At 38.5% G+C, this 12,679-nt stretch carries 9 protein-coding genes; 3 read left to right on the forward strand and 6 right to left on the reverse strand.

Annotated features, from left to right (window positions below):
* Positions 1–4 precede the first annotated feature (4 nt).
* A complete protein-coding gene (locus tag PFY09_RS01250) occupies positions 5–1,990 on the reverse strand; it encodes a T9SS type B sorting domain-containing protein (protein ID WP_271161140.1) in 1,986 nt (661 codons plus the stop codon).
* A 785-nt stretch (positions 1,991–2,775) separates the two neighbouring features.
* Here PFY09_RS01250 and PFY09_RS01255 point away from each other — a divergent pair.
* Positions 2,776–3,237 carry an Lrp/AsnC family transcriptional regulator gene (locus PFY09_RS01255; RefSeq protein WP_076390444.1) on the forward strand — a complete coding sequence of 154 codons (462 nt, stop codon included), beginning with the start codon at positions 2,776–2,778 and terminating at the stop codon, positions 3,235–3,237.
* 72 nt (positions 3,238–3,309) lie between these two features.
* On the opposite strand, the gene PFY09_RS01260 is transcribed toward PFY09_RS01255, so the two are convergent.
* The 5 genes from PFY09_RS01260 to PFY09_RS01280 all read right to left on the reverse strand — a co-directional run bounded on the left by PFY09_RS01260 (position 3,310) and on the right by PFY09_RS01280 (position 9,259).
* The gene (locus PFY09_RS01260; protein ID WP_271161141.1) at positions 3,310–4,347 is read right to left on the reverse strand and encodes a heme-binding protein; all 1,038 of its coding nucleotides are present in this window, start codon (positions 4,345–4,347) and stop codon (positions 3,310–3,312) included.
* A gap of 37 nt (positions 4,348–4,384) precedes the next feature.
* The gene (locus PFY09_RS01265; protein ID WP_271161142.1) at positions 4,385–5,191 is read right to left on the reverse strand and encodes a hypothetical protein; all 807 of its coding nucleotides are present in this window, start codon (positions 5,189–5,191) and stop codon (positions 4,385–4,387) included.
* 68 nt (positions 5,192–5,259) lie between these two features.
* Positions 5,260–6,750: a ferritin-like domain-containing protein gene (locus PFY09_RS01270; RefSeq protein ID WP_271161143.1), complete on the reverse strand. Its 1,491-nt coding sequence runs from the start codon at positions 6,748–6,750 to the stop codon at positions 5,260–5,262.
* Between the two features lie 5 nt (positions 6,751–6,755).
* The gene (locus PFY09_RS01275) at positions 6,756–8,819 is read right to left on the reverse strand and encodes a GMC oxidoreductase (RefSeq protein ID WP_271161144.1); all 2,064 of its coding nucleotides are present in this window, start codon (positions 8,817–8,819) and stop codon (positions 6,756–6,758) included.
* Complete coding sequence (locus PFY09_RS01280; RefSeq protein ID WP_271161145.1) at positions 8,816–9,259, reverse strand: hypothetical protein; 444 nt, start codon at positions 9,257–9,259, stop codon at positions 8,816–8,818. Before PFY09_RS01280 ends, PFY09_RS01275 begins: the two co-directional genes overlap by 4 nt.
* Positions 9,260–9,552: 293 nt before the next feature.
* On the opposite strand from PFY09_RS01280, the gene PFY09_RS01285 reads away from it, so the two are divergent.
* Together PFY09_RS01285 and lodA are read left to right on the forward strand one after the other, a co-directional pair.
* A complete protein-coding gene (locus tag PFY09_RS01285; RefSeq protein ID WP_271161146.1) occupies positions 9,553–10,353 on the forward strand; it encodes a Cof-type HAD-IIB family hydrolase in 801 nt (266 codons plus the stop codon).
* Positions 10,354–10,636: 283 nt separating this feature from the next.
* On the forward strand, positions 10,637–12,679 hold the full coding sequence (gene lodA, locus PFY09_RS01290) for a CTQ-dependent lysine 6-oxidase LodA (protein ID WP_271161147.1): 2,043 nt from the start codon (positions 10,637–10,639) through the stop codon (positions 12,677–12,679).

Raw genomic sequence — 12,679 nt, forward strand, 5'->3', positions numbered from 1 at the left:
TTATTTAGTCACGGTTTTTTACAAGAATCCATCCTGAATATTTTACAGGAGTGTTTTTCTTGTCATTTTCATTCCATGATACGGAGTACCAGTAGTTTCCGGTAGATATTTTTCTTCCGTTTGCGGTTCCGTCCCATTTGTATTTATTAGACTTGTCGGCTTTATGAATCTGTGCACCATATCTGTCGAAAATATTGAAAACAAGATTTTGTTTTCCGGCGAGTGCAGAATAATCAATAAAATCATTTATTCCGTCTCCGTTAGGCGTAATAACATTAATCAGATTTGGAACCAATATATTTACAGTAATAGGATCGCAGTCATAAGCATCTTTTACAAAAATTTTAATGTCGCCTCTCGGTATATTTTTAAACTCGTTAGAATCCTGCCATTTGATCCCGTCTAATGAATACTGATAAGGAACCGTACCGCCGATTGCATGAACCGTAACTTCATTATTTTTAATATCAATACTGGAAATCACGGGCTGTTCCGATGCATATACTTTTACTTCCTGCAATGCCACGCACTGTCCTGTTTTAAGTTTTACCCAATATGTTCCCACGCCCACATTACTGATGGATTGGGTGGTTGCTCCTGTACTCCATAAATAGCCTGTGAATCCGGGACCTGCATCCAAGTTTGTTTTATCTTCCATGCAAATAATTTTATCTTCCAGAACATTGGAAAATACAGGCGGAATGACTTCAAGAGTCACCTTTGCGATGTCATAACAGCCGAAAGAATTGCTTACTCTGATGAATACAACTCCGTTTGGCGCAATATAATTTACAGGATCTGAAATTTCATTGGTCTGATTTTCAGCGTCGGTTAAAGACGGATAGTAATTTTTAATAATACCTGATGTATTGATGACTGAGGCTGTTGTTAAATTAAATAACCCAGTTGCCGGATTGTTTTCCAGAAAGCAGGTTCTCAAAGATGCATCGTTGGTGGTAACGGTAGGAGCAACTTTTAAAGCAATCGTAGCATCGTTGTTGTCGCAAAGAACCTGTGAAGGATCTTTAATTACCACCGATACATTGGTATCTGCACTGTATTGAAAATTGGTAGGATTGGTGATAGGAGAGCCACCTGTATAATAGGCAAAAGTATAGTTATTCGGATTGGTAGTAAGCTGAGAATTTAAAGAAGTTAAGTCCACGGTTGCCATTCCGGTAACATCCGGACATATATTTTTCGTAATAGCTCCCTGTAATAAAGGGATCTTGTCTACATAAACCTTTACATTTTTAATGGAATGTCTGGATCTGTTTCCTCCTGTGGAAGCCGAAAAACCAAAATATCCGACCGTCATTGCAGCAGCAGTTCCGGAAGGAGCAAAAGACTGGTTACAGATGAGGTTTCCGTTGATGGTAATTTTCACAATCCAGTTTGCCGGAGCTGCCGGATCTACCTGTGCGGTCACTTCTACGTGTTTGTAAGACGTTCCCTGAAACGGAAGCGTGGTATTCATATCCGGAGAATGAAAAGAGCTTCCCGGAACATTGAAAAATTCAACATTGTTGGTGTCTGTTGTGTTGACGATCTGTCCGTAACCGACGTGAACTTTGCTCATTACGGCAGTAGTGGTATTGTTATAGGTATCAAATCCTACCACAAATCCTACTGCATTCTGAGAAACGCCAAGACCGGAACCCAGTACACTTGCTACTGGAGGATTGGCAAGATACCAGAAAGCGATACCATCCCCATTTGCGGTCTGGTTAGAATCCATTCTGAAATCGAATTCTATCCTCCATTTATCGCAGTATTTCAGGTTAATGGGCTGATTCAGACGGATGGAACCTGACTGGTTATTGGTATCCGGAGTTAACTGGATAAAATCTGTATTCACAGAAGTAGGCGCTACCATTGTCCATCCGGTGGTATTAACAGGATTTCCTGTAAGCTGATAGGTCTGTGAAAAAAGGAGATTGGAAAATGAAGATAAAATAGTAAATAACAAAAATGAGTAGCTTTTTTTCATGCGCTAAAAGTTTATATAATCTGTGAATAATAATTACAGAGATAACTTTAATTTCATTTTGTGTACAGTTCCCGGATATCATTTTTTAAATTCTAAACAGGAAATGGAATATTTAAAATATAAAAAAGAAATATATATTATATTTTTCTTATAAATTTATGGACAATAGATGTGTTTGTGGTAATTTTGTGATAAATAAGTAAATTAATCTTAATTTTTAATTATAAAAAGTGAAAATTTCTTTAATGTTAATAAAATTTAATTATTCATAGAATAATATTCTTTTTAATACCGAAATTTTAGTGTATGTGAAGTATCTTAATGATTTTGATAATTCCCTTAAAGCTGTACTGAGAAGTTTTATAAGCCGGAAATTTTATTAAAATTAGCGAAATAAAAAACAGTTGCACGATTTGTACAACTGTAGTCCCTAAGATTATTTTAACTAAAAACGTATATTTTTAATTGAAATATTTTTTATAATATTAGCAGATAAATGTATATTTATTGGTTGAAAGAGTAAAAACCGAGGGTTACAAAACGAGACCACTCCCTAATCAGAGTGATCTCGCTATAAAATATTCCCTTTTACTTGTATGTCGTTGTCATTATATTTTGTAACAGTATCTTCATTCTTGGTGTTTGGTTTGAGTAAAAATAGATATTAAGAATAAAATAACAATCAATATCGTATAATTAAGTAAAATAAACTTTAAAATTGTAATTATGTAGAATATAATTCTTTATATTTGGAGAAATAATAACCTCTAAAAGAATAATATTCTATGGAACATCTCGATAGTAAAGACTTACAGTTACTCAGATTACTCCAAAGTGATGCAAAATTAACCGTGAAAGAACTGGCAAAAGAAGTTAACCTTTCTCCTTCTCCTGTTTTTGAACGGGTAAAACGATTAGAACAGGAAGGATATGTAAAGAAATATGCCGCCATTCTGGATGCTGAAAAGCTTAATTTAGGATTTACCGTATACTGCCAGTTAAAATTAAAAAGCAACGACAGTTATCTGGCGGTAGAATTTGAAAGAGAAATTATGGAAATCGAAGAAGTAGCTGAATGTTACAGTATTTCCGGAGATTTTGATTTTCTGCTAAAAGTCTATGTAAAAGATATGAAACAATACCAGAACTTTGTTTTTAATATTCTCGGAGCCGTTCCGTCCATCGGAAGCACGCACAGTACTTTTGTAATGGCTCAGGTGAAAAATACACATGGATTAACCATTTAATTCTTAAGCTGTCTCAGCGTAAAAATAAAACCTCCAGATTTCTCCGGAGGTTTTTTTATGGAATGACAAAATTTAAATTTCGCTTGGAGTAAGTCCTGCCGTAGGATCAAAAGCTTCATTTTCATCCATGCTTCTGAACTGCATCTCTGTTTCTGGTCTTTTTCTCATCGTATTAACCGTTACGTGAGGCCAGTTAATCGGCTGTGCAGAACCTGTCGCCGGAAATACAAGATTGATGGTTTGCGAATACTGAAGAATCTGATCTGCATTTCCATTACTGTCCGTAATATCTTCAATCCAGAAGGTAGCATCCATTTTGGTCGCATTTACATTCATCTGGATGAAAGGGATGTTTAAAATTCCTCCATTAGCGTCCGGAGTGCTTGTAGACATCTCGATTACCGTCATGTTGGTTACTCCTCCTGTAGAACCTACCAGACTTTCCAGAGTAGACTGAAGAAAAGCGTTTGGGTTTACCTGATTAAATTCCGCAAACTGAGGATTTCCGATGATGGGATCCGAATATCCCAGTTGAGTAATTGGTCCTCCATTCAGCATCGTAGGAATGGATGAAGCGGGATCAAAAAAACTTGTTCCCGGATTTTCTGTATCAAAAGAACTTCCCAGAGCCAATAAAGAATTTCCGTGAGGAATGGTCGACATTCTTGCAATCGTATAACCTCCGTTCGGTTGCCCGATGTTTAAAAACAAACCTGTTTCTACGTGTATGGTTGAACCTTTCGGAAAGCCTCTGTCGTTACAGAAGCTTGTTTCGCAAGCACTTACGATCTGCTGTTCGTACAATAATCCGAAAATTAGCTGCTCAACCTGCTGTCCTTTTACAACAGGGCCTCTGTTTCCTGCCTGTACGACTACCGGATTAAAGGTTAAGGTTTCTGTATATGGGATGACCTCGAAAACAAAACCCGTGTCCTGTCCCGGTACGGAAATGGTGTTCCAGCCCGAAGGAGCCTCACTTCCCGGAATCTGAATGTTTTCCCAGACACCGACAAGAGGAGCCAGAGCTCCCAAATCTGATGATGCGACTTTGTGTAACGGAAGAACCTGTGCTCCCAAAGTTAAGCCTCTTACTTTACTTTCTAAATTCATAATAATGGGTTTTTATGGTTAAAGTTTTTTGTTTTCATTAAATATAATATGCTCTTGTCTGAATGGCTGCCGGAGCAGACATGCTTGTTCTTACTGCAAAAGCGGGAGTATTTCCGATAAGGATTTCCATATCTTTTTTCATCGGATGTTCGGAGTTTCCATATTCCATGCTTACACGCTTGCTGCTTTCTTCGGCATTTAAGAAATATAAATTGGTAGGCTGCAGAATATTCCAACGGCAGCCAATCAGTTTTCCTTCATTCTGTCCGTATTCTGTGATGGGCGAAAAAGCCGACATTTCAGGAATAAGATCTGCGACATCTGCTTTACAGGTGAAAATAGTTTCTTCGCTGTTTTCAGGATCGTTGCAGGTTACTGTCCATGTATTTTGTCCCGGAACGTTAAGGGAAGGAATATTGATGGTAAAAGTTGTTTTGAATTTCGGCTCTCCGAACAGTTCTATTCCGGCCTGTATCGCCATATCTGCATCGCAGGGAACATGAACGCGTTTATGTCCCATTAATTTTGTTTGTTCTTCCCCTCTAAGATATTCTTCTGCGGTAACAAAAGCCACGGTATCTTTTTGAGATTCAGGATAGCAGACAATATTCAATTCTATTTCCTGAGTTGTGCTTGCTCCGTTAGGAAATTGCCCTGTATAATTTTGAAAATTAAAACTCACGATAGCTTTTCCGTCAAAATTCGAAGCGGTAAGCCCTGTATTTTCAAGGTATTTTAAAACTTTTTCGCGGTCAACAAGAAAGGCAACTTCGAAATTAAAAAGTGTTGCGTAATAGAAGGGAAGTCCGAATCCTTTCGGAATTGGAGGTAATTGATTGCTCATGGTAAATTGGTTATTAAAATTTTATTGAAAAGCCCATTTATAAAAAACGGGCTTTTTGTTTTCATTTTTTAGTTCGCAGGATACTCAAAAGTTGGTCCTGCATTATATTGGGAAGTCAATGGCTGACTCATCAATCCGATTGCCTGCTCTTTTAATGCATACATATACATGATGGATTTTGCCAGTTCTTCAGAATGTCCTTCTACGGCAGCCTGAATCGCATCCAATAACTTTTTATACGTAACATTAAATTGTTTTCCCTGTTCAAATAACTGCGGATTCGACTGGTAATCTGACATTTTAGGATTCGGTTTCATCGGATACGCTGCGTTCCAGTCAACAGGAAGCGGTTTTCCAACCGGTGGAGTGGTTACAGGCATCATTCCGTTTTCGTCGGTGAACGGTCTGTAATCTCCCCCTAAATAAAAATGTTCATGGAAAATTTCCTTAAATCTGAAATAATGAGCCAGTTCCGCACCTTCCTCAAACTGTGAAGGATCTACATCGAAAATAGAATCATCCGCGCCTTCTCCTTGTCCTTTAATTTCCTGAAAAACAAGAATAACACCTTCTAATGCATCAACAGGATACAGTTTTCCACCGCTTCCGTAGTATTGTTCCGGACGGATCTGTTTTGCGGGATCTCCAGTAAAAATTCCGCCTTTATTTAATTCTTCAAAAGTCTGCGGTAGTTTTCCGTTTGCTTTATAATAAGCAATAATCTGGAATACAACAATGTAAAAGAACACTACATCATAATATTCTCCAATCGTATGAACATTTTTCATGATGAAATCCTTCATGTTTTCCAAGGTCCATAAATTATTTTCCTGAACGGCGCCTCTTGAAAGCATGGCTTCCGGTTGTGCGTCATAATCATATTTCGGTGCTTTTACTAAAGGATTGCTCGGACTTTCGATGGCAATAAAGGTTGCAATGCTGTTGGATGAGAATGTTTCCAGACCTACGTAGAAATCCACATTCAATGGCAGTTTCATCGGGTAATTAGGATAATTCTGCGGTCTGTTTACCGAAGGCTGAATGCTTACTGCGTTCATCACGTTGCAAACCATAATCATATGAAGCATTTCTTCAACCGCTACACTTCGGATGATCTGTGAAGGAAGAATATTCGTTCCGTCTTTAATAGAATATAAAGCCGTTAAATACGGAGGAATTGTGGAATGCTCGATTAAAATCGCAGTCTGAAGCAAATCCTGTAAAATTGGGCGGTAATCCAGATTCTCTAATCCTTTTTTTACCTGAAACGCCTTTTCTCCGGAGAAATCTGCGGTCGGATTAATTTCCGGAACTTCACCGCCAAATTGTGATCTAAGATACCCATTAAACGCATCAATCTGGTTGTTAAGCAAAAGATTGGTTACATTTTTACTGTGGTATTTTATTCCTTCAATCCAGTTTTCTTTGCTGTTTGTGTTGTCGAATAATAACGACTGTAAAGAAATGGCTTCGTCTACAATGGTATTTTTTTCTGAAGAACTTCTTAGAAGGCTGCTGTTTTCCTGAGGTTCTGTTTTATTGATTAGTCTTTGTCTCATGTTTTCTATTTTAATATGTTTTCCAGATCTTTCAGAATAGATTCTACGGAACGGATGGTGAATGCGGATAAAGTAAGAGTAGGGTTGGAAGTTCCCAAAGTTGTCATATTTCCGGCTCCTACAATGTATAGATTCGGATGATCCCACGATTTGCAATAGCTGTTTGTTACAGAGTCGTCCGGATTGTCGCCCATTCTGTGGGTTCCTACAATATGTCCGGCTCCGTTATATGAATATCTTACATTATTATATACAAAAGTATTATTATCTGTCGCATTGTATTTGGTGAAATCTTCAATACCCAGTCTTGCAAACATTTGGTCGGAAGCTAATTTTGCCTGTTCCATTGCTCTCATTTCGTATTCTGTAAGCCCGTAATTGATAACAGGACGCGGAATTCCCAATACATCCAGATACTGGTCGTTAATAGTTACTCTGTTATCCGGATTCGGAAGCTGCTCGATCTCAAAATGGAAAAGCACCTGTCTGGAAAGTCTGTGCGTTAATGCATCTTTTAGTTCTTCTCCAAAAAGCCCGTCATTTAAAAAATCTGAAAGATCTGATCCTGGAGAAGAAGCCGGCCAGCTCCATCCCCAGTTGTCAAGAGGAGAGATCCAGGCAGAAAATTCGCTTCTGAAATTTCCGTCACGGAAAGACGAAATGTTGGTTGTGGAACCGGGACCTCTGTAAGAATAAACAGGATCCGGGAATAATCCCCAAGTAAGCATTACCATATGATCCATCAGGTTTCTTCCCACCTGATCGCTTCTGTTGGCAACAGTTTTTTCAACATTTTGCCCGTTTTCGAAAACAGTGTATTTTGAATTTAAAAGAATTTTCGGGTTTTCAAAAGCATTGGCAGCAAGAATAACGATCGTTTCGTTCGTATCTATAACTTCTTCTACAAACTCTGTTTTCTCTCTTGAAATATATCTTCGGATGTGAACTTTAGAGATTTTTTCCTGATCTGCCACATCTACACTCAGTTTGTACACCACGCTTTGTGCCTGAACCTGAATATTATGATTTCTCTGAAGATTCTGGTTTTTATTAACTTTATATAAAGCTTTTTTCAGCGTTTTCAGAGCGTTGTATTTTGCCTGAACGGGACAGATCGGAACGCAGGATGCATTTCCTTCACAGCGTTCTCCCATATAAGGATTCCATACAGCTCCTAAAGCTTTGTATTCTTCGCTCTCAATATTTTTTAAAGTTAAAGTATATCCCGATTCTGATGCTTCAGCTTTCACTATTTTGGATGTTCCGTAAGCAATATTCGGGGTAGAATTTCTTCCCTGCGGAGACGGAACAAGCATTATCGGATATTCTTCAAAGTTAAGCTGAACCGAAGTTCCTGTCAATCCGTTAATAATCTGATGATCCATATAACTCTGCGGAATTTCTTCCATCGGAAAAACATAATTTTTACCGTAATATTCTTCCATACTTTCCTTAATAGGATATTCCTGCGCTGCAACGTTTCCGGAAACACCGATCTCAAATTCAGCCATTTCATAATAAGGCTTTAACGTCTCATAATCAATCGGCCAGTCCATGGCTCTGCCGTATTGTTCCTTCAGTCGGAAATCGTTCGGAAGCATTCTTGGGGTAGTTCCGAGCCAGTGAAGTGTGGTTCCGCCTCCTACGCGAATGGCATCACTTGCAAAAGGCATCGGACCGAACTGTACCAGATAACCTTTTTTATCCGGAAACGGCGGAACAATCGGCTCTATATCCAGAACATTCGGAGAGGGAGCCTGTTTCAGATTCGGATACGGTGAATTCGGAACTTTGGCTTCTTCTATGTAAAACTTACGGATGTAATCGTTGTAAGTAACCATTGAAGTGGCAGAATCGAGTTCTATTCCGGCTTCAAGCCCCGCTTCATACATCAGAATCGATAGTTCTTTATACGTTTTGGAGTCGTCCGTTTCGGAACGGTGGATCATTTTTTTTGCATCGGCATCAAAAACGTGATCTGTTAAAAGTTTGGCAATCAAAGATCCGGCGATTCCTGTTCCTACGATGATTACATCTTTCTTTTGCTGAGGTTTTTCTGTCTGATTCATGAGTTGCTGTTTACAGGTTTTGTTTCCCAAGATTTAAAGCCCGGCTGTTTTGCTCCCGGCGGATGCGCATGCATTACCGTCCATACAAGACCTTCTTTGTAAGATCTGTCGTTTACGTAAGCGCCCTCCCAGGTTCCCATATACCAAAGGGTAATTAAACTCTGGGCAATTTCCTGAGTTGCAGGATTGGCAATAATTTCTGCGGTGATCGCAATTTTCAGCTGATCCTGACTTGCCGAATTTTCCAGAACATTTTTAGAAATATTCAGAAATTCAATAAAAGTGGCAGTTTCAATCTGGTTGAGAATGTACTTGTAATAAATCTCGGCTAAGCCTGTAGATTGGAGCTCGTTCACGGAAAATCCGGTGAGGGATTCTGAAATCGCCATGAACACGTCGTAATAATAATCGTCGACGTTGAAGATTTTGTTGATAATCATCTCGTTGAATTTATGGTTAAAGTTTTAGATAATTTTTTTCCGGTAAATTGGTTTATCTAATTTCTGATGATAAAGTTATATATTTTTCACATTAGTTAGAATAAATGATATTTATTTAGAATCTTTCAAAAGTAAATGTTTTGTTTTGATGATTGTTGTAAAATAAACGATTTTATCAATCGAAATTTATCAATATGATTTTCTGTTAACCATTTCGTAAAATTGAGAACCTGTAATTTAAAACAATAGCAATATCTTTGTATTATAAATTAGAATTACAGTAAAATATTTTTATGAATGATATTAAAATGATTGTGACAGATATGGACGGAACGTTCCTGAATTCTTCCCATGAAGTAAGTCCGGAATTTCCGAAAATATATGAAGAGCTGAAAAAAAGAAATATTTTATTTGTTCCTGCGAGCGGAAGACAGATGTTGGGAATTACTAAATATTTTGGGGAAATCGAAAATGAAATGGCTTTCATAGCAGAAAATGGGGGTTACGTCATTTATAAGAACGAGGAGCTTTTTGCGGATAAACTTGATCCAAAATACATTATGGAAATTATCGCGGAGATCAGAACAATTCCCGGAGCAACGGCAGTTTTGTCGGGGAAGAAAAAAGCATATTTTGAAACCGAGAATCAGGATTTTATTGATTATGTTTCCCAGTTTTATACAGATAACGAGCGGAGAGAAGATCTTACGCAGGAAATTGATGACAGTATTTTTAAAGTTGCGGTATATCATTCCGGTGGTTCGGAATTAAACGTTTATCCTGTATTAAAAGATTTTGAAAAATATGATTTGGAGGTAGTGGTTTCCGGTCAGTATTGGCTGGATATCATGAACAAGAATATCAATAAAGGAATGGCACTGGAAAAACTGCAGAAAGCTTTGGATATTACTCCACAGCAGACTATGGCTTTTGGAGATTATATGAATGATATTCAGATGCTTGAAAATTCAAAATATTCTTATGCGATGCAGAATGCGCATCCTCTGGTAAAAAAAGCGGCAAGTTTTGAAGCCGGTTCTAATGATCATTTTGGAGTCCTGAAAGTAATTAAAGACTATTTAAACATCAATTAAAACTTTCATTTATAATAATTTAGACCTTCAGATTTTATATCCGAAGGTTTTTTGCTTATTAAACGTTTAATTAATAATGTTAAACTGTTTATGATTGTTGTTAATTTAAAGTTTTCAATTTATTTATAATAATTTCACCAATATATGAGAAAAATATTTTAAATTTATCATCGAAATAATTGCTCGTTTTAGGAGTGATATTTTAAACAAAACTGAACAACCATTTATAAAAGGCGGAACCGAAAAGCCAATAACAGAGTAGGGAAAACTAAATAATTAAACCATGAATCTATCAATTCACCCATCAGTAGGTGTTGCCCGATTAGGGAATAGCACAACTGAAATCTGCCTGTCTCCGGACACCATCGGTGGTTTGCCGTTTGATGCCGATAACAACGGGAATTCCTTAGGTCCAATTACTTCCTTTAAAGATGCTGCAGGTCTTATCAAAAGACAGGGACAGCCTTTTAAAATCCTTTCAGACACAGGAGAAGAAATCACCCTAGACACTCCGAATGTAGCTTCTATCGAATGGACGGTGCATTTGGCAAACAAAAAAGCAGCGTGGTATCAGTACAGCGAGCTTCAGGGAAATCTGTTGTACGGTCAGGAAAACAGCTACGAAAATCAGAAAATTCCTTTTAGAAATCCTGATGTGCCGCAGAATGACAGACAAACTTTAATCGTAGATCCGGGACCCAGAACCATTTCCGGTAAACAAAGTTCGATAGGATTCGATCAGAACAATGTTCCTGCAGGTTATCCTGCGCAATATCCTCCACAGAAAGTTTTATACGGAGTTCCGGTGGTTACGTTGGGAGATCTTCTCACGGATAATTCGGGAAGACTGGTTGTTTTGGGAGGTTTTGGTCATGCGGGCGGAAATTTACCTCTAACAAGTTATGGTGGTTCCAGTACATGGCACGACGATATTTCGGACGGACCTGTTTACTGTACGGTAAACTTTAATGACGGAACGCCTTCGGTTTCTCTCACGGCATGGGTTGTGATCGGATCACCGGATTTCGCACCGGAAATTGTGAATATTTCAAATTTAAGCGATACGATGTTCGATGTTGGGGTAAGAAATTTCAATCTGGTTCCTGAAATGTACAGCAACGGAAATTATAATCCGAACTTTCAGGCAAATTTCCAGAGAGATATTTTACCGATTATCAACAGAATCAGCAAATATCAATGGGTTGCCAATGTACAGTCGATGATGGCTTTTACCAGCAATATTTTTGATTTTACAGACAATTCTGAGGCAAACCGCCAAAACAGGCAGAATTATTTTTCATATTTCAGACAAAATGATGCTCAGCCATCGGTTCCTCCTAATTTACCTCAGGAGCAGCTTCTGAAAGAAAACGGAACCGATATTTTCCCGATGATGCCTTTAAATTCAGGAAGCAACTCGGTGAGCAATATTAATATCATGAAATTCATGGCACTGGATGAAACACAGCTTTTCCTGATGCAGCAGTGGGCGGACGGAAATTTTGTAAGCGATCCGAATTACGAACAATATCCTGTAAATGCTATGGATGCAGCAAGTGTAGGAAATTGTGTAGGACTTCCGATGTGTCCGGGAATTGAAGTAACATGGAATTTACAGAATCCTATTATTTATGCAAATCCTTATAGAATTTTACAGTACGGAAACGAACAGCAATATGCAGCGCAGGGTTTAACGCCTTCTCGTGATGAGTGCGAAGGCGGAGGCTGCGAACCGGGAGATCTTACCAAAAGAATGGCTTGTCCTTGGCAGGCGGATTTCTTCCAGTGTACGATTCAGCTAATCAACTTTACAGATCCGTCTGTGAATAAAGCGGGTTCTCCGGCAGCGCCGCTTCCTCCTACGTACTATTCTTACTGGTGGCCGCCTCAAAGTCCGTGGGATGTTCTGGTTGGCGAATTTACGGCTGAAGGTCAGTCGGCGACCAATGTTCCTGCAGGACAGCAGATGAATTATGCGCGTGGAATCAACAGTTTTACGCAGATGGTTCAGTACTGGTACGCGCTAGGATTTATCAGAGATAAAAATTCTCACAGCGCCGGTTTCCCATTCTTTGTGGAAACTGAAAGAAATAACGAAATATTTACATATGAAAATGTTCCTGTAAGTGAGATCAGCGGAAACGAAGAGGATGATGAGACCACAATTCCGGTTTTCTATATCGAAAAGAAAACGCAGGTGGTTACCGAAAGAAGTGAAAAAGGAAGAATGATGATGGAACATCTGGAAGAGGTAGGATTTAAAGAGATTGCTGTTGCAGCAGACCGTATGCCTTTACCTCGTTCCGGAACGCGAAACAGAAGATAA

The sequence above is a fragment of the Chryseobacterium gambrini genome (assembly GCF_027920505.1).
Taxonomy (GTDB): domain Bacteria; phylum Bacteroidota; class Bacteroidia; order Flavobacteriales; family Weeksellaceae; genus Chryseobacterium; species Chryseobacterium gambrini.

What these genes read in the sequence shown, in the direction of transcription:
- PFY09_RS01250 (WP_271161140.1), bottom strand. Translation starts at nt 1,990, where the DNA reads ATGAAAAAAAGCTACTCATTTTTGTTATTTACTATTTTATCTTCATTT.
- PFY09_RS01255 (WP_076390444.1), top strand. Translation starts at nt 2,776, where the DNA reads ATGGAACATCTCGATAGTAAAGACTTACAGTTACTCAGATTACTCCAA.
- PFY09_RS01260 (WP_271161141.1), bottom strand. Translation starts at nt 4,347, where the DNA reads ATGAATTTAGAAAGTAAAGTAAGAGGCTTAACTTTGGGAGCACAGGTT.
- PFY09_RS01265 (WP_271161142.1), bottom strand. Translation starts at nt 5,191, where the DNA reads ATGAGCAATCAATTACCTCCAATTCCGAAAGGATTCGGACTTCCCTTC.
- PFY09_RS01270 (WP_271161143.1), bottom strand. Translation starts at nt 6,750, where the DNA reads ATGAGACAAAGACTAATCAATAAAACAGAACCTCAGGAAAACAGCAGC.
- PFY09_RS01275 (WP_271161144.1), bottom strand. Translation starts at nt 8,819, where the DNA reads ATGAATCAGACAGAAAAACCTCAGCAAAAGAAAGATGTAATCATCGTA.
- PFY09_RS01280 (WP_271161145.1), bottom strand. Translation starts at nt 9,259, where the DNA reads ATGATTATCAACAAAATCTTCAACGTCGACGATTATTATTACGACGTG.
- PFY09_RS01285 (WP_271161146.1), top strand. Translation starts at nt 9,553, where the DNA reads ATGAATGATATTAAAATGATTGTGACAGATATGGACGGAACGTTCCTG.
- lodA (WP_271161147.1), top strand. Translation starts at nt 10,637, where the DNA reads ATGAATCTATCAATTCACCCATCAGTAGGTGTTGCCCGATTAGGGAAT.